This window comes from Rahnella perminowiae (assembly GCF_019049695.1).
GTDB lineage: Bacteria > Pseudomonadota > Gammaproteobacteria > Enterobacterales > Enterobacteriaceae > Rahnella > Rahnella perminowiae.
Genome location: NZ_JAFMOT010000173.1, coordinates 37,906 through 58,034 on the forward strand (window position 1 = coordinate 37,906; position 20,129 = coordinate 58,034).

At 49.3% G+C, this 20,129-nt stretch carries 24 protein-coding genes; 7 read left to right on the forward strand and 17 right to left on the reverse strand.

Going from position 1 to position 20,129, the window contains the following annotated elements; genetic code table 11:
- Position 1: 1 nt before the first annotated feature.
- From J1781_RS10840 to J1781_RS10880, 9 genes are all read right to left on the reverse strand, one after another.
- Entirely contained in the window at positions 2-406 is a 405-nt protein-coding gene (locus tag J1781_RS10840) for a VOC family protein (RefSeq protein ID WP_129953419.1), read from the reverse strand.
- A 119-nt stretch (positions 407-525) separates the two neighbouring features.
- Positions 526-2,040, reverse strand: coding sequence for an AMP-binding protein (locus tag J1781_RS10845; protein WP_217233528.1), 1,515 nt, complete (start codon positions 2,038-2,040; stop codon positions 526-528).
- Entirely contained in the window at positions 2,009-3,562 is a 1,554-nt protein-coding gene (locus tag J1781_RS10850) for an AMP-binding protein (protein WP_217233529.1), read from the reverse strand. The genes J1781_RS10845 and J1781_RS10850 overlap by 32 nt, the downstream gene beginning before the upstream one ends.
- A complete protein-coding gene (locus J1781_RS10855) occupies positions 3,563-3,817 on the reverse strand; it encodes a phosphopantetheine-binding protein (RefSeq protein ID WP_129953422.1) in 255 nt (84 codons plus the stop codon).
- Between the two features lie 10 nt (positions 3,818-3,827).
- Positions 3,828-5,420, reverse strand: a complete 1,593-nt coding sequence (locus J1781_RS10860; RefSeq protein ID WP_129953423.1) for a class I adenylate-forming enzyme family protein — start codon at positions 5,418-5,420, stop codon at positions 3,828-3,830.
- On the reverse strand, positions 5,417-6,394 hold the full coding sequence (locus J1781_RS10865; protein ID WP_217233530.1) for a 3-oxoacyl-[acyl-carrier-protein] synthase III C-terminal domain-containing protein: 978 nt from the start codon (positions 6,392-6,394) through the stop codon (positions 5,417-5,419). The genes J1781_RS10860 and J1781_RS10865 overlap by 4 nt, the downstream gene beginning before the upstream one ends.
- Before the next feature lie 2 nt (positions 6,395-6,396).
- Entirely contained in the window at positions 6,397-7,308 is a 912-nt protein-coding gene (locus J1781_RS10870) for a hypothetical protein (RefSeq protein ID WP_217157393.1), read from the reverse strand.
- Positions 7,309-7,317: 9 nt separating this feature from the next.
- Positions 7,318-8,625: a type III PLP-dependent enzyme domain-containing protein gene (locus tag J1781_RS10875; RefSeq protein ID WP_217233531.1), complete on the reverse strand. Its 1,308-nt coding sequence runs from the start codon at positions 8,623-8,625 to the stop codon at positions 7,318-7,320.
- A complete protein-coding gene (locus J1781_RS10880; RefSeq protein ID WP_129953427.1) occupies positions 8,606-8,908 on the reverse strand; it encodes a hypothetical protein in 303 nt (100 codons plus the stop codon). The genes J1781_RS10875 and J1781_RS10880 overlap by 20 nt, the downstream gene beginning before the upstream one ends.
- 216 nt (positions 8,909-9,124) lie before the next feature.
- On the opposite strand from J1781_RS10880, the gene J1781_RS10885 reads away from it, so the two are divergent.
- From J1781_RS10885 to metQ, 4 genes are all read left to right on the forward strand, one after another.
- The gene (locus J1781_RS10885) at positions 9,125-9,460 is read left to right on the forward strand and encodes a DMT family transporter (RefSeq protein ID WP_217138758.1); all 336 of its coding nucleotides are present in this window, start codon (positions 9,125-9,127) and stop codon (positions 9,458-9,460) included.
- 317 nt (positions 9,461-9,777) lie between these two features.
- Positions 9,778-10,527, forward strand: coding sequence for an MFS transporter (locus tag J1781_RS26160; RefSeq protein WP_238483510.1), 750 nt, complete (start codon positions 9,778-9,780; stop codon positions 10,525-10,527).
- Complete coding sequence (locus tag J1781_RS26165; RefSeq protein ID WP_238483511.1) at positions 10,472-11,002, forward strand: MFS transporter; 531 nt, start codon at positions 10,472-10,474, stop codon at positions 11,000-11,002. The genes J1781_RS26160 and J1781_RS26165 overlap by 56 nt, the downstream gene beginning before the upstream one ends.
- 249 nt (positions 11,003-11,251) lie before the next feature.
- Positions 11,252-12,064, forward strand: a complete 813-nt coding sequence (gene metQ, locus J1781_RS10895; RefSeq protein ID WP_217138756.1) for a methionine ABC transporter substrate-binding lipoprotein MetQ — start codon at positions 11,252-11,254, stop codon at positions 12,062-12,064.
- 84 nt (positions 12,065-12,148) lie between these two features.
- On the opposite strand, the gene J1781_RS10900 is transcribed toward metQ, so the two are convergent.
- A complete protein-coding gene (locus tag J1781_RS10900; protein ID WP_217233532.1) occupies positions 12,149-12,484 on the reverse strand; it encodes a nuclear transport factor 2 family protein in 336 nt (111 codons plus the stop codon).
- Between the two features lie 125 nt (positions 12,485-12,609).
- Entirely contained in the window at positions 12,610-12,789 is a 180-nt protein-coding gene (locus tag J1781_RS10905; protein ID WP_129953432.1) for a GDFGVC terminal motif YodC-like protein, read from the reverse strand.
- Positions 12,790-12,923: 134 nt separating this feature from the next.
- Here J1781_RS10905 and J1781_RS10910 point away from each other — a divergent pair, with 134 nt between their 5' ends.
- Positions 12,924-13,355 carry an OsmC family protein gene (locus tag J1781_RS10910; protein ID WP_129953433.1) on the forward strand — a complete coding sequence of 144 codons (432 nt, stop codon included), beginning with the start codon at positions 12,924-12,926 and terminating at the stop codon, positions 13,353-13,355.
- A 213-nt stretch (positions 13,356-13,568) separates the two neighbouring features.
- Here J1781_RS10910 and J1781_RS10915 read toward each other — a convergent pair whose 3' ends face one another.
- Positions 13,569-15,968: a phosphoketolase family protein gene (locus J1781_RS10915; RefSeq protein WP_217233533.1), complete on the reverse strand. Its 2,400-nt coding sequence runs from the start codon at positions 15,966-15,968 to the stop codon at positions 13,569-13,571.
- A 162-nt stretch (positions 15,969-16,130) separates the two neighbouring features.
- Between J1781_RS10915 and J1781_RS10920 the strand changes: the two genes are divergently transcribed.
- Positions 16,131-16,328: a hypothetical protein gene (locus J1781_RS10920; RefSeq protein WP_129953435.1), complete on the forward strand. Its 198-nt coding sequence runs from the start codon at positions 16,131-16,133 to the stop codon at positions 16,326-16,328.
- A gap of 159 nt (positions 16,329-16,487) precedes the next feature.
- Here J1781_RS10920 and J1781_RS10925 read toward each other — a convergent pair whose 3' ends face one another.
- Complete coding sequence (locus J1781_RS10925) at positions 16,488-16,760, reverse strand: ElaB/YgaM/YqjD family protein (protein WP_129953436.1); 273 nt, start codon at positions 16,758-16,760, stop codon at positions 16,488-16,490.
- An 82-nt stretch (positions 16,761-16,842) separates the two neighbouring features.
- On the reverse strand, positions 16,843-17,442 hold the full coding sequence (gene tehB / locus J1781_RS10930) for a tellurite resistance methyltransferase TehB (protein ID WP_129953437.1): 600 nt from the start codon (positions 17,440-17,442) through the stop codon (positions 16,843-16,845).
- Between the two features lie 205 nt (positions 17,443-17,647).
- Here tehB and J1781_RS10935 point away from each other — a divergent pair, with 205 nt between their 5' ends.
- Complete coding sequence (locus tag J1781_RS10935) at positions 17,648-18,889, forward strand: diguanylate phosphodiesterase (RefSeq protein WP_217233534.1); 1,242 nt, start codon at positions 17,648-17,650, stop codon at positions 18,887-18,889.
- A gap of 109 nt (positions 18,890-18,998) precedes the next feature.
- Here J1781_RS10935 and J1781_RS10940 read toward each other — a convergent pair whose 3' ends face one another.
- The 3 genes from J1781_RS10940 to J1781_RS10950 form a co-directional block, all read right to left on the reverse strand.
- Positions 18,999-19,256, reverse strand: a complete 258-nt coding sequence (locus J1781_RS10940) for a biofilm development regulator YmgB/AriR family protein (RefSeq protein WP_129953439.1) — start codon at positions 19,254-19,256, stop codon at positions 18,999-19,001.
- 89 nt (positions 19,257-19,345) lie between these two features.
- Complete coding sequence (locus tag J1781_RS10945) at positions 19,346-19,681, reverse strand: biofilm/acid-resistance regulator YmgB/AriR (RefSeq protein WP_370278323.1); 336 nt, start codon at positions 19,679-19,681, stop codon at positions 19,346-19,348.
- Positions 19,662-19,955: a hypothetical protein gene (locus tag J1781_RS10950; RefSeq protein WP_129953440.1), complete on the reverse strand. Its 294-nt coding sequence runs from the start codon at positions 19,953-19,955 to the stop codon at positions 19,662-19,664. Before J1781_RS10950 ends, J1781_RS10945 begins: the two co-directional genes overlap by 20 nt.
- Between the last annotated feature and the right edge of the window lie 174 nt (positions 19,956-20,129).

The following is a 20,129-nucleotide window of genomic DNA, read 5'->3' on the forward strand; positions in this document are numbered from 1 at the left end:
TTCATAACGCCCCCGACATGATTTCGATTATTCCGGCATCCGGATGATAAAGATGGCTGGCGCGATGATCACTTTTGAAAGCATTAAACGGGCGCGTTAATACAATCCAGCCTGCGGACTTCATCTCCTGGTATTGTTCGTCAAAATTATTTACAACAAAACAAATATGATAGGGAAGGGAGGATTTCCCTGATTTTTCCAGCATGCTTTGCAGGTGAATATTACTTTTTAATGGTTCAACCAGTTCAACCTGATTATTTCCATCTGCCGTGGCCAGCAATGTAATTAACACTTGCTGAGCATTAATCTGTTCTTTATATCTGATGATCACGGGGAAGAAAATTTTAATAGCCGCCGCAGTTGCATCTGTATCTGACACGACATAACCGGTATGATCAAAACGCATTATGACCCCGTTCACATTTCATAAAATCAGCTATTCTTCAATACGATGAAGATAACTCCATGCCGGAGATTGTCTCACCCTTCACATTGAGTTTTTTATATGTGCTTGCAGGTGAGCCGTTAAAAAATATCAGATAAGAGATGTTGTCGGACGAGTTCCTGCCGGTCTATTTTTCCATGCAACGTGATCGGGAAGGACTGGCAAAAAACCAGTTGCCTGGGGATCATGTATCCCGGTAACTGCTCAGACAAAAAACGGCGTAAGCTTTGCCGGTGGTGCAGATTGTCCTCATGCAACTGTACAAACAGTTGCAGGTCGGTCACCTTACCTTGTTCTTCAACCGGCACCACGCAGCATTGGGTAACATTGGTATTTGCGCAGACAGCAGATTCTATTTCTGCCCGTTCGATACGGTTGCCATGCAGCTTAAGTTGCCCGTCATCCCTTCCGCAAATAAACAGTGACTGGTTTTCATCGACAAAACCGCGGTCTCCTGTTGCGTAATACCGGCCAAATTCATCCTCACCGAAAGCCTGATTGCGCGGGTGATCTTCAGGCAGATAGCCTTGTGAAACCTGAGGACCATAAAGCCTGACTTCGCCCGTTACCGTCGCGGAAACGGCATGACCTGCCTCATCGACGATGCGCATGCGGTTAAGCCCCTGAGGCCTGCCCAAAGGCAACAAGCCGGCATTATGCTGCGGCGGATGGGACAAAAGATGCGTGTGCGTTACACATGTCGTCTCTGTCGGGCCATAGGCGTGCAGTACCTCAAGCCCCGGGAAACGCGTCTGCAATTGTGTGACTAAACCCAGCGCAACCCGCTCACCGCCGATATAAAAACGCCTCAGACTGGCAAATGTTACGTGGTTAAATAAAGGATCCTTCAGCATGATTTCGGCAAAACTGGGGGTTGAAAACCAGCTGGTGACAGGCGCTTCAGGCTCTCTGGTCATGAGCTTTATGTTTTGCCGGGGTAAAACATTATTGCAATGATCCAGCATCAGCACTGTCTGCCCGCTACTGAGGACGGGGATTAGATCGAGAATGGCCATATCAAAAGAAAAACAGGCATGATTGACATGGCAACCCCTGTCTTTTCCTGCGGTGACCTGGGGCGCGAACCAGGCACTGAACGCCGCAAAATTGTCATAACTGACCTTGACGCCCTTAGGCTCACCGGTGCTGCCTGATGTCGACAGGATATAAAAAAGTGGCTGAGTTAAGAGCGGTTCCTCGGGCAGAGAAGCGGCAGACATATCGTGCAGTGATGCGCTGACGCACTGCGGCCAGGGCTCCAGCCCTGCAAGCGGTTGTGCCAGGGTGGTAATGATCACTTCCGTACCTGTCATCCTGGCAATTTTCTCAATTCTTGACGGCGGATTCGCCTGGTCAACAAAGGTGAAGCAACATCCCTTACTGATGCAGGCCAGAATGCAGGCCACCGCATCGAGCTGTTTATGACCGAAAATCAGAACATTGCAGCCTGCATGCGGGGTAAGAAAATGCGCGATAGCTGCCGTGCGGGCGCCCAGTTCAGCAAAGCTGTATCTTCCCTGCTGATTAATCAGCGCAGTGGCGTTACTGCGGTTTCTCAGCCGGTCAAATAACGGTCTGATTTGCGATAAAAACATATTTTTCCCCTTTATTGAGCGCCAGATCGCGTGCCGCATTACGATCCAGTTTCCCGTTATGATTCAAAACAGTCTGAGGAATGGCATACCAGTAACGCGGGATGGACCAAGGCGGAAAGTGTGCCTGCATGGCATGACCCAGTTCAGAGAGCGTGCCTGAACCATTGAGGATGACGCAGGCCTGAATGGCCTCCGCATGACCTTTACGCAGATGAGGCGTAACCACGGCATCTGAAACGAGATTATGGTCGCGCAGGAAGTGCTCTATTTCATAAAGATCAACACGGTGCCCCTGGATTTTGACTTCCCCGTCTTCCCGTCCCAGAAAATAGTAATAATCCGCCTTCATCTGGCCGATATCACCGGTCAGATAAGCGTTTTGCTCCGCATGCCGGATAAACTGGGTCCGTTGTTTCTCCGGTGCATTGAGATAACCGGGGCCGACACAGGCTCCGCTAATGAGCAGCTCGCCCTGGCCGGTGCCACCGTGCCGTACGTACAGGCTGAGCATCGCACCAGGCCTGGCAGCGCCAATCGGCAATGGCAATGCATCGCTCATCATCTCCGGTGTGATCAGCACGGAGGTCACTGCCACAGAACATTCCGTCGGGCCATAGGTGTTTATCACCGCAGCCAGAGGGAAGCGTGCCCATAGCTGAGCGACGATGTCTTTGGTCAGTGTTTCACCGCAAAAAATAAACCGCCTGAGCCGGGGAAGTTGCTCTGCATTGAACATGGGATCTAACAGATAAAGGCGGATCATCGAGGGCGTGGATACCCAGCAGACAACCCCGGCCTGTGCGTGCTGAGCAATCATCTTACGGGTGTTAATAAGTTCGCGATGATCGAGTACTGACAGAGGTTGCAGGAAAATCCAGGCTAACCAGATTTCAAATAACGAAACATCAAAGCAGTAGCGAACATTGCCGGTGATTGCGCCGTTTAACGGGAAATCTGCGCGGATCCACTGGATGAAATTCACCATGTTTTGCAGGCTGATTTGGATCCCTTTGGGCTCGCCGGTGGTGCCGGAGGAAAACATGATATAAGCCAGGGGAATGCCGGATGCATCATGCAACCGCTGACGGCTTTCCCTGAGCAGTTCAAGCAACATGGCTTCAGTACAACCTGACGCGCTGACAGCTGCCGTGTGGATAGCCCCGGCAATGTTTATCTGAACGGCTGGCGTGCCGGTATTCACCAGCAGGTCAGCGCCAGCCGTGCGTGCAATTTTCTCAACGCGCTCAGGACTGTGGTCCGATTCAACCGGCACCACCGGACAACCGCAAATCAGACATGCCCACCAGGCGGCAATAAAATCAAATGACTTATGCCCGTATACCAGCACCGGTTTTAAATGGGTGTTGTATTCGGTCTGGTGCCGGCGTATCAGCACGGCAAGATCTGCCGCGCGCTGGCCCAGCGCCGCATAATCACAGCTTTGCGCGTGATGGTTCCAGGCCGCACCGGGCTGATGCCGGAAACGCATAAAAATGGCGATAATTTCTGTCCATGCATCCATTTAAGCAGCCCGGTTCGCGAGCTGGAGTTGAATGAAGTTCGATAAACTGCCGACGGTTTCGAAATGCTCAAATTCTAATGTGGCGGGATCAAGGATCAGACCATCGATTTTCTCTTCAAGATACATAATCAGCTCAATATACAGGCCGCTTTCAAACCCTAAATCGCGCTCCAGATGCGTTTCTGCATGTAATTCTGAGAGATGAGAACTTTCAAGCACTAAACCGATAGCTTCAATGATGGTTGAGGTAAACATGATGATTTCCTTATAATTTTACGGATTCGCGTTTAACATCATGGGGCGGGGATAACAGGAGCTCAGGCAGCCGGTTACGGTCAATTTTTCCATTAGGATTTTTGGGCAATGATTCGCTGAAATAGTAGCGGTGAGGGCGCTTGTAACCTTCAAGATGTGTCTGACAAAACGCTTTAAGCAGGGCAATATCAGGGGCTGTCACACATTCAATACAGGCGATGATTTCATCACCGTAAACCGGATGAGAGAGGCCAATCACCGCCACTTGTCCGACGCCGGGTATACGTTTTAGTACGCCTTCGACTTCTCTGGGGGCAACTTTCTCACCGTTGGTTTTCAGAATGTCATCTTTGCGGGCGACAAAATAAAGCAGGCCGTGTTCATCCAGCCTGCAGATATCCCCCGTATAAAGTACGGATTCGCCGGGAAGCGGGCCGGGACGCAATTTATTTTGCGTTTGTTCTTCATTGCGCCAGTATCCCCGCATGACTGTCGCACCACGGATTACCAGTTCACCGGTGGCATTGTTACGGTGTTGCACGCCGTTATCATCGACCACCCAAAGTTCGGTATTCGGAATGGCGTAACCGACACTTTCTTTATGCGTTGACAACATCGCCGGCGGCAGCCAGGTGCAGCGATGACATTCCGTCAGGCCATACATAGAAAAAATTTCCGCCTGAGGGAATAAGGTGATCAGTGTATCAATATCATTGGAATGCAGTGCGGCAGCCGTATTGGTGATTTTACGCAGAGAAGAAAAATCATAACGCTTTGCCAGAGGGGCAATCAGAGCCAGCAATGTAGGAACAATTGGCAATACCGTTGCCTGGTGTTTCACCAATTGTTTTAGGGCAAACAGCGGGCGACTGAAATCCTTTTCAATGATCAGTGTTGCGCTTGCTCTGGCGGCCAGAATCGCCTGATAAAGCCCGTAGTCGAAACTCATCGGGATAGTGCAGAAGATGCGATCGCTTGCCCGGAGATCCAGATAAGTGCACACCGACGACGCCGCACTCAACATATTGCGTTGGGTGAGCATGACACCTTTGGGATGGCCGGTGGAACCTGATGTATATATCAGGCTGGCCAAATCGATATCCAGCGCATTTTCCACCGTCAGCGGCGCAACGTCTGCTTGTGCTGCGATATGCTGTAAGGTCAGCAATACCGGATGGATCAGGTTCTCCGCACCAGGCTTATCAAACAGCACCGGGCCCGGGGAGCGCTGGCCTTGTTCATCGGCGGGCAGGGCAAACAGCGCAGCAGCTTGTTCACTGCTACTGACCAGCAATGCAGCCTCGGCATTGTTGAATATCCAGCGCACGCGCGCGACGGGCGTATCAGGATTTACAGGAACAAAGACAGCCTGCAGGTATTGAACCGCCCAGAAACACACCACAAAGTCGATACTGTTGGGCAGCCAAACCACCACCCGGTCGCCCCGTTTAATAGAATGTTGCTGCAAATAGCTGGCCGTCTTCATGACCCGCCGGGACAGTGCTGCCCAGCTTATCTCATCATCACCGGCAACCAGGGCTGTTTTCTCCGGGAATGCCTGTGCAGAACGGGCCAGCCAATGCGTTAAATGGCTTGTATTCATTGATTACCCTCATTTTCTGATTCGAGAACCATGGCGCCAAAGGTGCCCGCCACACCGGATGCCAGCGCAAGCATGCACTGAGACTTCACAGGATGATCGTGACGGGCGAGAAGACTGTGGAGATTAAGAAACGCATCGCTGCAAAAGCAGTGACCCAGCGTGTAAAGGTTATGATGGAAAATGATCTCTCTGCCAAAACCGGTACGGTCGGCAATGCGATCAAAAGTCACCGGGCTGATGTGATAGGGGAGCACGGCGCTGAGGTCTTCAGGCTTGCGCCCGGCGGCTTCCAGCGCTTTTTGAATGGTTTCGGTCATCATCGGCAGAAATGCGTGATCATAAGCATTTTCACTTTCACGATCCGTTGACCGCATACGTGTGCCATAAGCAGCAAGTTGTTGTATGTGGAGTGCACGCAGGCGAAGTGACTGTACCGAAGGCAACATACCGACCAGCGTGGCGCAAAAAGCTTCGCCGAAATAACCGTTCTGATCGACGTATTGTACCGTACGGTGAAAGCATTTTTCGCCGGTGATCAACAGGCCACACACCGGGGCATTATTCTGCTGCGCGGCGCTCATTTTTGCCTGCAGATATTTCAGACTCACCAGACCCGAAGCGCAGGATGCCTGGGTTACCGAAAAAAATTCAATATCCCGATCACCAAAAAGCGCCTGAAGTCCGCCGGACTGCCCGGTCATAAGGTCGAACGGACTGACGGCATGCAGAGAATGCGCCCAGGCAACATAGCGAATTTGACGAAATAACCCGGGGTCACACTCCGCGCGTAATTGCTGCAGCAGTCGGATGATCAGATCCGGTAATGCCTCATGTTCAAAGAGACTGGCAGACTGCATCTTATGAAACCGGCTAAAAATCTTATGGTTGCGCTCCCCCCAGCGGTATTTTTTTTCCAGTACAGACAGCGGCGTAAGTACGGGAGCAACCAGTTTTGTGGTGGCATGGATATACACGATCAGCCCTCCATCACGAAACTGGCAAATATCATGTTCTTCCCCTCCGGGACGATGAATAAGAATCGCGTATTATTCCGGGCCAGCTTTTTTAGTAATACCCAGGGCGCTGAAGACAATAAGGCATCGTCCCAGGTTTCTATCTGGATAGACGGGAAGTTTTCATCCCGGCGCAATACAGACGACAACTGCATTGTTGTCAGAATAATCAGAGGCAATTTGTTTTCCGTATCACTGAACATATCCAGCGTGGACAGCAAAGGATAAATGCCCGCCCCGGAAAGCGGGAGTGCGGTCTTCTGATAATTTTTAAAGATAATATTGCCCGGCGCGCTGCGGACACCGGCGGGTGCGAAGCTCTGTAAAAGGAGCAAACAGCAACTGGCAGAAGGCCGGAAACTGGCGAGATAAGGGCTGTCATAAAGGATCGCATCCTGATCGGCCATCATCAGAAGCGCCTTGCGGGAACGCCCGTCCCCGCCAATATCCTCCAGGTAATCTTCAATGATTTGCAGCGCAACAAAGGCACTGCTTAAACCATGATCACTGATGGCGATACCAAAAGCGTTATGAGAGCCGGTTTCGTAAATAATGGCATTGGTTACCGACGCGCCGATTTCTGCATCAGGCGTCCAGTGGGTCAGCACCACCAAATCGAGATCATTCACCAGCGCCTGTTCTTCAAGCTGAGTGACCAACTTTTTGAGCATCGCCGTGAAGGTCAGGTTATCTGCATTATACCAACGGGAGACCGGCCGAAGCGGGGCTTCATTTATCCGGGAATGGGACTGGAAAAAAGCGTTAACAAAACTTTTAACTTTATCGAGTTGCTCACTGTCCGCTGCCGGAGAAGGCACGTTATTTTTTTCAAACTCATGCCACAGAATATTTGATGCGGAAAACTCCAGAGACATAGAGGTACCTTAGGCGTTCGCAACAGATAATGGCTGACAAATCTGAGGCGCCAATAATGTTTCAATGTTATCTGCGGTCCGGATAAGAAAAGCCTGATCTTTCTCCACCAGAATTTCGGCAGGATGACCAAAACCTAAAAAGTTTACCGGTGAGGCACTGGCCCCGTAAGCGCCTGAATGTCCGATGCCAATAAGATCACCTGGACGCAGTTCAGCCAGCATAACGTTCTCGCCTAATAAATCTGTGGGTGTGCAAAGCGGCCCGGTGACCTGGTAACGATATTGTTGGTCGGAGCGGGTTTCACCCAGGCGGGCCATGGGAAAATTACGGCGAATCAAAGAATTGATCCCTGCCGCACTGCCGTGACAGTTGGCACCCCCGTCACAAACCGCGAACCATTCATCCCGCGAGGGCTTGAGGTAGTTAACCCGGGTAACGAAAACACCGGCGCGGGCAATCAGATACCTGCCCAACTCGACGATAATTTTACACCGGGGGAAATTTTCGTGATAAGTACGGATAATGTCCGCTAACGCATCACCCAGCGAATCAATATCCAGCGCTTTTTCTTTGTCAAAATACCGGACACCAAAACCTCCGCCGACATCAACAAAATCAAAATGAATCTTGTAGGTATTCTGCAAAGATTCGGCCAGCGACAGAATATTCAAAGTATTTTTAGCCAGTGCCTGCCAGTCAAGGATCCGCGTACCGAGATAAATGTGGATCCCCGCGAGCCGTAAATGACTCTGCTGCCCGACACAGGAAAAGGCCTGTGGTAAAAGTTGTTCGTCTATGCCAAATTGCCGGGGCTTGCCGCTCATCACCAGTTTGGCTTTTTCGCCAATAAAGTCCGGGTTGATGCGTAACGCAATGGTTTGTATAACGCCTATGCTTGCTGCAATGTCATTGAGCAGTTTCATTTCTTCAATGGATTCTATGACGACAGCTTTAATACCAATACGACAACATTGCGTTAATTCAGCAATGTATTTTCCGGGGCCGACGAAAATAATATCTTGCGGCTCGACGCCCTGACTTAATACCGTTTCGAGTTCTGCCAGAGAACATACTTCACAGCCTGTTCCGGCCTGGTTTAACAGGCGTACTAACGCTTTATTCGGATTCGCTTTAAGCGAATAAAAATAGTGAATATCATCAGGAAGTGAATTTTTTAACGCTGAAAAGTCTGCCCGTATTTGCGATGCGCTGTAGGCATAGAAAGGTGTCGGAACCTGGTCAGCCAGACGCTGATAACAAATGTCTTCGATTTTTTCTGCGCTGATAAACCGGCTGTCAGGAGGAAAAGCTAACATGGCTATACCTCCGGCTTAACAGCGCTTCAATTTCATTGATATTTTTGAAGTTTTCGAACAGATCGCCATCAAGGATATCAAAAAAACTCCCGGATGAATCGGTTCTGGTTTCCATCCACTCACCCATTTCTGCGATGAAACCCACTAAATGTATTGAGTCAAGTAAGCCTTCAGGTCCGTAGATTTCAGCGCCCTCTGCGATTGCTGCCAGCTTCCTATTGTCAACACCCACTTTCTCTAAAGATGAAAGTATAAATTCTCTCGTCGTCAATGAAATAGACATTGGTTTCGCCACCTTAAAAACTTCGAACTCACATCTTATCCAGCATGACAGAAAAGATTTGCTTGAAATTGCACCCGTTGTAAAAATAGGAAATCACTGAATGTCTGCGTCCCCGTCGTTTTCAATCATTTTGGTCAGAAGAGGAGGTTAATTGCGTTAAATACTGGGGGGCGGGGTATGGTATTATTTTTTTAAATTTTATATTCAGAAGGTGTTATGTTCAAAATATATCTGATCCTTGCTGTTTCTATCTGCGCTGAAACGCTGGCTACCACGATGATGAAGGCATCCAATGGATTTACCCGGTTAGTTCCGAGCGTCATTGTGGTTGTAGGTTATGCCATATCGTTTTACGGACTTTCCCAGGTTGTTAAAGTGATGAATATCGGCATCGCCTATGCTATCTGGGCAGGAATGGGGATTTTCCTTGTGTCGACAATGTCATTTTTCATCTACAAACAACGGCTTGATACGCCTGCGCTGATTGGCATGGGCTGCATCGCCCTCGGTATTATGATCATCCAGCTTTATTCAAAATCAGTGTCGCATTAACCCCGGTACTCCCGTGTTGTCTTCCATCATTTTTTGACCGCCGTATCCGGCGGTTAATTTCACTGTTTTTGCACATTAGTTACAACATACTTATATGTGGAGAGATTTCCTGTCCGCGTTATCTGTATGTGCCTTTTTCAGTTGAACCTCCGCGTACCTCTGCAGCCGGCATGGCAGGCGGAGACTGGCTTATCCGGCAGGCGGATAAGAAATACCCTAACACTCATTATGAAAATGCCTTGACCCTGTGATAGTGATCACGTTTATTAGCCAGATTATACAGACATGAAATAGTTCACCTTGCTAAGGATAATAAAATGACTGAGTGCTCATCGCTGGACACCCGGCCAGAAACTTCTGCGTTCCGCCGCTGGCTGGCGGTTTTCTCACTGGCCTGCGGCACCTTCGCGCTGGTTAATACTGAATTTTTGCCGATCGGTTTACTTTCGCCGATCGCCCAGTCTCTGGGCATTACCGAAGGGCATGCGGGGCTGGCGGTGATGTTGCCCGGTTTAGTGGCTGCAATTTCTGCGCCGCTGATTATGTTGTTTGCCCGAAAAATGGATCGCCGCACCTTACTGTTGTTGCTCAGCGCAACGGTGATCGTGGCCAACGGTATCGCCGTACTGGCGCAGTCGTTCAATATTCTGCTGATCGGACGTATTATTCTGGGTATCGGCGTGGGGGGATTTTGGTCGTTTGCCATTCCCTCCGGACGACGGCTGGTGTCAGAAGAGCAGGGTGCACGGGCCATTTCGCTGATCACCGCTGGCGTGGCGGTCGGCACGGTCGCAGGTGTACCGGCGGGCGCTTTTATCGGCGATCTGTTCGGCTGGCGGATGGCGTTTACGCTCAATGCCGTACTGGCGCTGGCATTTTTTGTGTTGCAATTTTGTGTTGCAATGGGTGGCGCTGCCTTCGCTGCCCGCCCAGCAATCTATCGGCCTGCGTGCGATGCTTGGCGTCACGAAAGTTGCGGGGATCCGCTATGCGCTGATCATCGGGGTATTTATGGCGGGCGGTCATTTCGCAGCCTATACCTACCTCGAGCCATGGCTGCGGTTTAACCTGCACCTTTCTGCCGGCAATATTTCTTTGTTACTGATGGGCTATGGTGTGGCGGGGTTGTTAGGCACACTGACCAGTGAAATCACTGTCCGTGAGTTCGGTGTGAAGAAGGCATTTATGCTCAACATGCTGCTGCTCAGCGTCTCGGTGCTGGTATTGTCGCTGTTTCCGGTGCCGCTGGCGCTGGCCTGTGTACTGGTAATTCTCTGGGGATTAGCCTTTGGGGCCCTGCCAGTGTGTCTGAATATCTGGACCTATCAGGCGTCACCTGCGTTGTTTGAAACCGGTTCGGCGTTGCTGGTGTGTGTCTTCCAGACATCGCTTGCGCTGGGTGCATTGTCTGGCGGTATCCTCGCTGACCACGCGGGCGTCAGCAGTGCCTTTCTGCTCGGCGGTGTGCTGACACTGCTGGCAGGCATCACCATCTTTCTGTCCCGCCCTCAGCCTGCGGTATTACAGGCTGCGGGCGAATAATCGGTTTACTATCAGGAAATCTTTCCACATAAGAGTATCTCCTTCGACAAAACCCGCGCAGAGCGGGTTTTTTGCGTTGTAAGGCAGATGAAACTCAATAGTTGCTTGTTTTCTGTCCGTTCCCATAACAGTCCCGTATCTGGTTATTTCTTTTTCGTATTTGCCCATTACGACCTGCTTTGAAACACTGTGGCCTTCAGCGATGTTATTTCAACATTTTAATTATTCACGGAAAGAGTAAAAACCTTTATGCGCATAACACTAAAATTTTCGGTTCTGGCGTTGTCTCTGGCAGGTGCACTGGTGCTGAGTGCTTGTGACCAAAAATCGCAGGAAAATCACATTAAAGTGGGTATCAGTGCGGGTATTGATCAGCAGATGTGGGAAACCATCAAAAAAACCGCCAAAGATAAATACAACCTTGATGTGGAAGTCGTGACCTTCAACGATTTCGTGTTGCCAAACTCTGCGCTGAGCAGCGGTGACATTGATGTGAACTCATTTCAGCACCGTCCTTATCTGGATAAGCAGATCAAAGAGCGCGGCTACAAGCTGGTGGAAGTGGGGAAAACCTTTGTTTATCCCATTGCAGGCTATTCCCGCAAGATAAAATCCATCGATCAGCTCAGTGATAACGCGCAGGTGGCGGTACCTAATGACCCGACTAACCTGGGGCGTTCGCTGCTACTGCTGCAAAAAGAGGGTTTGATCAAACTGAAAGAGGGCGTGGGTTTGCTGCCAACGTCTCTGGATATCATTGAGAATCCCAGGCATCTCAAAATTGTTGAAATCGAAGCACCGCAGCTGACGCGCGCCATTGATGACGACAAAATTGAACTGGCAATCATCAACACCACTTATTCAGGACAGGTCGGGCTGACGCCGGGCAAAAATGGCCTGTTTGTCGAAGATAAAGATTCACCTTATGTAAATATTATCGTGGCACGGGAAGATAACAAAGACAGTCAGGCAGTGAAGGAGCTGGTTGAGTCTTATCAGACGGATGCCACAGTAAAAGCGGCTGACGCTATCTATCACGGAGATGCGGTAAAAGGCTGGTAAAGCAGGCAGGAAGCAGAATCATTGAATCCTGGGATTTAACAATCTCAGGATTTTTTATTTTAATGCACAGGCTAAAATGAATATCTATTCAAAATAGAACCACGCCGTTTTAATCAGTCCCTTCTCCACTTCAAATACGGCAATGCTGTTAACCGGGGTGTCATAAATCCCGTAAATCATTTCATGATCAAAAACGTTATTGCCCAGTACTGTTCGCGAAATCAGCTCAGCGCTTAACGCCGCGTTGTTAAACCGGTGGTGCTTGTAAAAAGTTCTGAGTGCTTCTTTGCCCTGTAAGGAAGGCGACATGTTTGGCATACGATATGCGATGAAATCGTCGCTGTAGCAGGAAACGAAGGTATCGAGATCGTGACTATTATAAGCCTGAAACTGTTTTTCTACCGGGATAACGACGTCCATTTATTGTCACCTATAATGAATAATTATTCTATAATACAGAATATTAATTCATTAAGAGGGCGCAGGCAATACATGGGAAATAAAAAGGCCACCGCGGCGGCCTTAATGGTCAATCGATGTGGTGATCAGCACACGCCAAAATCGCCGTCTTCATGATACAAATCGACGGTATCGGCTTTTACTGAAATTTCTGTGGCAGAAAAGTCATCTGTCCGCGAGCACCACAGCGTGTCGCCCTCAACGCGCCGGACAATCATTTTCGGGCCGCCGGTTTTGGACTGAACGAGATCTTGCGGTTTAAACATGCTTTATTCCCCGGTTATCTATGTTGTTGTGATTCATGGAAAAGGTGTCCGCAGACCGTACAGTCCGGTCATCCTCGCGGATCACTCATCAGAAGCTATACTTAAAGTTAATGTAATACAAACCGGAGGAAAAGATGACCATACATAAGAAAGGACAGGCACACTGGGAAGGTGACATTAAACACGGTAAAGGCTATATCTCTTCTGAAAGTGGTGCCCTGAAGGAACAGCCATATGGATTTAATACCCGTTTTGAAGGCAAGCCAGGCACCAATCCGGAAGAACTGATTGGTGCGGCGCACTCAGCCTGCTTCTCCATGGCGCTCTCGCTGATGCTGGGTGAAGCCGGGCACACGCCGGAAAGCATCGATACTGTTGCTGATGTTTCACTCGATAAAGTGGATGGCGGTTTTGCGATCACCAAAATCGCACTCGACAGTAAAGTGAAACTGCCAGGCATCGACAAAGATAAATTTGATGAAATCATCAAAAAAGCCAAAGCAGGCTGTCCGGTTTCTCAGGTACTGAACGCTGAGATCACGCTGACGTACCAGCTGGAAAACTGATGATTTAACAGATCAGGATTTTCTGAAAAAAGCCACGCGATGTTTGCGTGGCTTTTGTGTGGTGAATCATGCTCATTTTTAAACAGACGTTACTGAAAGTTTTGCCGCGGCGAAAGCAATCCAGAGGCAGCAATCCCATTTGCCTTCTTATCCCGGGATACGGGAGCACTGTTTAGAAAAGCTTCGCACAAGGCAGAGTTTCACCGCCTCAGGTTATTCCGGCGCGCCGCCACTTCCCTGTTGTGAGGGCCATTTCCAGTCACGAACTTCAGGCAAATCCTCACCATACTCACGCACATAGCGATGATGCGCGGCAATTTTCTCTTGCAACGTATCCAGAACATCATCCGCCTGGCCTTGCAATTTTTCCGTATGCAGAATGGCTGCCTGCGCCAGGTGAAAGCGATCCAGCTTATTGAGCACGGTCATGTCAAACGGCGTGGTGGTGGTGCCTTCTTCCATAAAACCGCTGACGTGGAAATTGCGGTGGTTGTTGCGCTGGTAGGTTAAGCGGTGAATCAGGCTTGGATAGCCGTGGAAGGCGAAAATTACCGGTTTGCTTTGGGTGAAAATGTGGTCAAAAGCAGCTTCGCTCAGTCCGTGAGGATGTTGTTCCTGGGTCTGTAAAGCCATAATATCCACCACGTTCACCACACGGACGCTGAGATCCGGCAGATATTCCCGCAATAAATCGACCGCCGCCAGGGTTTCCATGGTTGGCACATCGCCCGCACAAGCCATCACTACATCAGGTTCCGTTCCGTCCGGCTCATGGCCCGCCCATGGCCAGATGCCCATCCCTGCGGCGCAATGTTCTGCGGCTTCGTCGGCAGACAGCCATTGCGGGGCAGGTTGTTTACCAGCCACAATCACATTGATGCGGTCCCAGGTTTGCAGACAGTGATCTGCGACCCACAACAACGTATTGGCATCCGGCGGCAGATAAATACGCACGATATCGGCTTTCTTGTTCGCGACATGATCCATAAAACCCGGATCCTGATGGCTGTAGCCGTTGTGATCCTGACGCCAGACATGGGAGGAAAGCAGGTAGTTGAGAGAAGAGATCGGCTGACGCCACGGCAATTTACGGGTCACCTTCAGCCATTTAGCATGCTGATTAAACATGGAGCCGACGATATGAATAAAGGCTTCATAGCAGTTGAACAGCCCATGCCGTCCGGTGAGTAAATAACCTTCCAGCCAGCCCTGACACTGATGCTCACTGAGAATTTCCATCACCCGTCCATCGGCAGCCAGTTGCTCATCGTAAGGTTCAATGTCTTCCAGCCAGGTGCGGTTGGTGACATTAAACACATCGCTGAGCCGGTTAGACGCAGTTTCATCCGGGCCGAACAGACGGAAGTTATTAGGATTGAGGGTAAAGATATCGGCCAGATAGCGGCCGAGCATTTCTGTTGATTGCACCTGCGGTTCGCCGCGTGAGGTCAGCTTAACGGCGAATTTGGCCAGTTCTGCAGGCACCAGTTTCCGCCGCAGTCTGCCGCCATTGGCGAAGGGCGAGGCACCCATACGTTTATCCCCCTGTGGTGCCAGCGCCCGTAATTCCGGCTTCAGGCGTCCCTGTTCATCGAACAGATCGTCAGGCTGGTAGCTGCGCATCCAGTCTTCAAGGATCTGGCGATGCTCGTCGTTGTCACGGCAGGAAGATACCGGCACCTGATGTGCGCGCCAGAAACCTTCGACTTTTTTACCGTCAACGGTCTTCGGGCCGGTCCAACCTTTCGGACTGCGCAGGATGATCATCGGCCACGCGGGAACACCGTCGTTGGACGTACCGGCGCGGGCGAGTTGCTGGAGATCTTTGATCATATCCAGTGAAATGTTCAGTGCGCGGGCCATCTGAATATGCATCTGTTCCGGCTCGTGTCCGCTGACAAATAATGGCTCGTAACCATAACCGGAAAATAACTGACGTAGATCGTCGTCGCTCATTCGCCCCAGGAGGGTCGGGTTAGCAATTTTATAACCATTAAGATGCAGTATCGGCAGTACTGCGCCGTCCCGCACGGCATTGAGGAATTTAATGCCGTGCCAGCCCGAGGCCAGCGGACCGGTTTCGGCTTCACCATCGCCAATGACGCAGGCGGCAATGAGATCAGGATTATCAAATACTGCGCCGAACGCATGAGACAGAGAATAGCCGAGTTCGCCGCCCTCGTTAATCGACCCCGGTGTTTCCGGCGCCGCATGGCTGGGAATGCCACCGGGGAATGAGAACTGCCTGAACAGTTTTTGCATTCCGCTGGCATCCTCGCTGATCTGCGGATAAATCTCGCTGTAGCTGCCTTCAAGCCAGGTATTTGCCACCATGCCGGGGCCGCCGTGACCCGGACCGCAGATATAAATAATATCAAGATCACGCTGGCATATCGCCCGGTTGAGGTGCGCATAAATAAAATTCAGACCTGGCGTAGTGCCCCAGTGCCCCAGCAGACGAGGCTTGATGTGCTCAGGTTTGAGGGGTTCGCGCAGCAACGGGTTATCCATCAGATAAATTTGCCCGACAGACAGGTAATTGGCGGCCCGCCAGTAGCGGTCAATGAGTCTCAGTTCTTCTGTAGTAGAGAGGTGTGAAGGGGGGAGTGTCATCGTTTCCTCCTGGATGGGTTGGATGAGGTATACCTATTAACCCTAATAGAAAAATGCGATCCCGGCCAAGTTGCGCAATCTGCGAACTCTGACAAATGGCATTACATCAGCTATAGATACTGAGCGTTACCTTAAAAATTCGAATAATTTACCGGGGTTATAATGAAGGATAAAAGCGAAAAAACAGGTCTGATCGGGCTGGCAATCGGCGCGGCTGTTATGGGGTTAATTTCCAGTGGAACCGTCATTAACCGGGAAAGCATCATTGAAGAATTACGACGGCTCGGACGTAAAAAAGGGGATGGCCTGGAAGATGAGATCTTTGTCAAAGCCGCTCAGTTGGTCGGTAAAGGGCAGTGATTGAGTAAACGGGCGCAAAAAAATACCCGCCAGGGGAGACGGGTATTGGATTCGTTACAAGGGGAGTATCTTAGTATCTGTAGATAGCTACAGAAAACACTATGCTATCTCCTTTATGCGAATCATTTATTTAGGAGAAATCTGTTTTCTCCTGAACGGTTATTTGCGGCCTAAAAGCAACCCCAGCACCACGCCAATCGCGCCGGCAGCAATCAATCCCGACAGCGGATTTTCTTTGATCTTATCCGCCACGTCAGAGACAGCTTCACTTGCCTGTGCGGAGTATTTGCGTGCAGCACCTTTCAGCTGGTGTTTAGGAGAATCAACAAAATCTCCAAATTGCTTTTGTGCTTCACCGGCAAACTCATTGACCGTGTTTTCTACTTTATCTTCCACACGGTTAGGATCTTTATCAAAGTCTTGTGATGACATATCGTGCTCCTTTTTGGGTGGATTTTAAGTCTAGTCGAAAAGTCAGGACATGCAGGGTTTGCCTGCGAAGGAGTCATAGATATCAGACTTTTCTTGCCAGCAGTGTCGCAAAACGCAGCGAATAACGGTGTCCGTTTTCGTCACGTTTATGCAGTTCTCCGACATCCTCGTTGTATTTCACTATCTCCCAGTCGCGATAATAATCACGCAACTCTGCCGGCTTAAACGTGAACGGGAAAGGCAGCGGGCACGGATAATCCGGACTGTCCATGGCGGCGACAATCAGGTTATAGCCGCCCGTTACGGTGGCTGCATGCATATCTTCAATGATGTGTGGGATGCTGTCGCGTTGCAGAAACATCATTACTACGGTCGAAAAGATAAAATTATATTCACCGCTGAAACGGTGGGTGTTCAGATCCGCTTCGCTGATAGTGATGTTGGTCAGGGATTCCGCCGCAATAATATTATTCACTTTTGCGACGCTTATGGCGTTGTTATCCCAACCCGTCACATCAAAGCCTTTAAGGTTAAGATACAGGGAGTTACGCCCGCTGCCACAGCCTAAATCCAGTGCTTTACCTGACTGTACATAATGTGTTGCGTTGATGATTTCTGAGTGGGTACGGGTCAGACCGTATTTTTCGGTGTAAAAATCTTCTGGTGCGGGTTGATGAGTCATGCCCTGGCTTCCTGAAAGTGAATCGAATATCAGCGATTATCCTCTAAAACGACAACCGCGCCATTATCCTTAATGGTCAGGGACCTACGCAACAAGGCATTTCTTGCCACAATATGTAAGGAAAGATAATCAATTGAGAATTTTCCGTAAATAAAATTTCTGTTATCGTGGCGTTCTTAACTGGAGCCTGCCCTGGAATATCTGAATGCTTTTAACCCTCGTCTATCGCAGTCACATCAGCGACTCTGTCCGGCCTGCTCCTCTGGCAGAGATGGTGTCGCGAGCCAACATCGAGAACGAACGCTGTAGCATTACCGGTATTCTGCTTTTTGACGGAATGCACTTTTTCCAGTTGCTGGAAGGGCCGGAAGAAGCCGTCGATGCCATTTATAGCAAGATTTGCAGCGATCAACGCCACAACAATGTCGTTGTTCTCATGCGTGATTACGCACCGTCGCGGCGCTTCGGCAATGTAGGGATGGAGCTGTTTGACCTCAGGCATCATCATGAGGATGTTGTTCTTCAGGCAGTGCTGGATAAGGGAACGTCTAAATATCGGCTTACCTACGAAGACCGCGCGCTTCAATTTTTATGCACTTTTGTACAGGCTCGCGAAAAGGAAAATTATCTCGAAATTTTGCCAGCGGATGCCTGGTCCTTTATCGCAGATGAGCCACTGAAACCTGAAGCAGGATTTATCTTTCCCGAGATGAAGGATTACAATTTCACGTTTCAGCCGATTGTTGATCCCCTCAGTCGAGAGATTATTTCTTACGAAGCGCGTCTGTGCGGTCCCGGTGGCGGTTCTCCGATGGAATATTTCTCTGCACTTAGCGGCCCAAACATTTATGAAGCCGATTTACGATCCAAAAAGCTGGCTTTTGCGCTTGCCCGAAAGATGGGGATTGGCGACAAAATGCTGTCAATCAAATTGTTGCCTATGACGCTCGTCAGGGTACCCGACGCGATTGGATTTTTGCTTCGTGAGATTGTTGCTCATGATCTGGTACCGGAGCAGATTATTGTGGCAATCACAGAAAACGGTGTCGCGACGCGCGAAGATAATTTCGCGACAGCGTTACAACAGCTTAAAGCCTCAGGGATGCGCCTGGCCGTTGATGATTTTGGCGCCGGATCTGCCGAATTATTGCTGTTGACCCGATGCCAGCCTGATAAGATTATGATTGACCGCAATATGATTTGTGACATCCATACCAGCGGACCCAAACAAGCCATCATTCAGGCCATTATCAGATTGTGTTCTTCTTTGGAAATATCGGTCATCGCGGCGGGTATTGAAAAACCAGAAGAATGGATGTGGCTTGATGCGGCAGGGGTCTGTAATTTTCAGGGACCGCTGTTTGCTTCGCCCAGGCTAAATGGGGCGCCGGTTGTTACGTGGCCGGAGATTAAGCAGGAATATAGATTAATGAATCAAAATCTTTAATTATGCCGGGTCTGTTAAAAGATTCTCAGAAAAGTAAACTCATCAGCCGGTGAGGTATCGTGTATTTTCCCGGCTGATTTGAAAAATTTATTGCCATACAGACGATATTTTATAGTGTGTCATCATCAGGGGTACGGTATACCACATACTCAAGTGCTTCTAAATATACATCCTGTTTAATCGAATCACTTTCCTGCTCAATTTTTTGAATCAGGCAAAGAATAATATCTTTATGCGTAACCCGTTCTTTATGACTTTTTAAATTCTTATAAATACGGATGACAGTTTCATTTCCGACCAGAAGTTCCGGATCCTCTGCCAGAATGTAATCAGCCAATTTGACATGAGTATAAGACACATCTTGCATTTTGATACCCTCCGCACCTGCTGTTTATGAGAGAAAGCACGCTCAGTTTTAAAATTGAACGTGAAACGATTAAATATCAGTAGCCGGGTTCAGACGCTGATGTCATCAGGCGTCATACCCACAACTATTTCCAGTGCACTACGCAAAATATCCAATTGTACAACATCGGAAGTGCATTCAAGTTGGGTGATCAGGTGCAATATAATGGCTTTATTTGTCACTTTGCCTTTTTCAGCCAGAATGACACGAATAGCGGCACCCAAAACTTCGGTTTCACTCAAAAAAAGTTCGCCCGCTTTGTTAAAATAGTTATAAGCTTCTGAATTAAAACCAGAGTCTGTCATCGGCTGGGATTGGTTTGATTTCATCGGGTCGCTGTGATTTAGCGTATAGCTCTTTGATGAATCAATGTCTTTTCTTGTCATCGGACGGTCCTTCAGCATTGAAAAAGTGTCGCACATTGTCGACATCCCGTACTTCGTAAGTGATTCGCCCACGTTTATCAGCCAGATCATGGCGGATCTCATTAATAATTCGCTCACAGGCGCTTTTTCGATTGATGTTGTCAGCACTCACAGCCATAAACTGTAATTGTGCAATAAGTCTGTCAGTCGATATTGGGCTCTTAGATTTAAGCAAGGAAATTACAGCCTCACCTATCAGCTTATCAGTTAATCTTTCTTCGTTACTTCTATACATATTAGCAGCCTCTGAATATACGCCGGCCAAAGGTCTTGGGCAGATTAGCTTCAGGTTCAGAGTTAGTACTTTACGCCATCAGGCATAAAATTTGGTAGGCTGTGAATTAATCAAGCCCGCATAATATGTCGAACTGAAATGCTATGAAGCCAATCGTTGCACTGTAATCTTAAT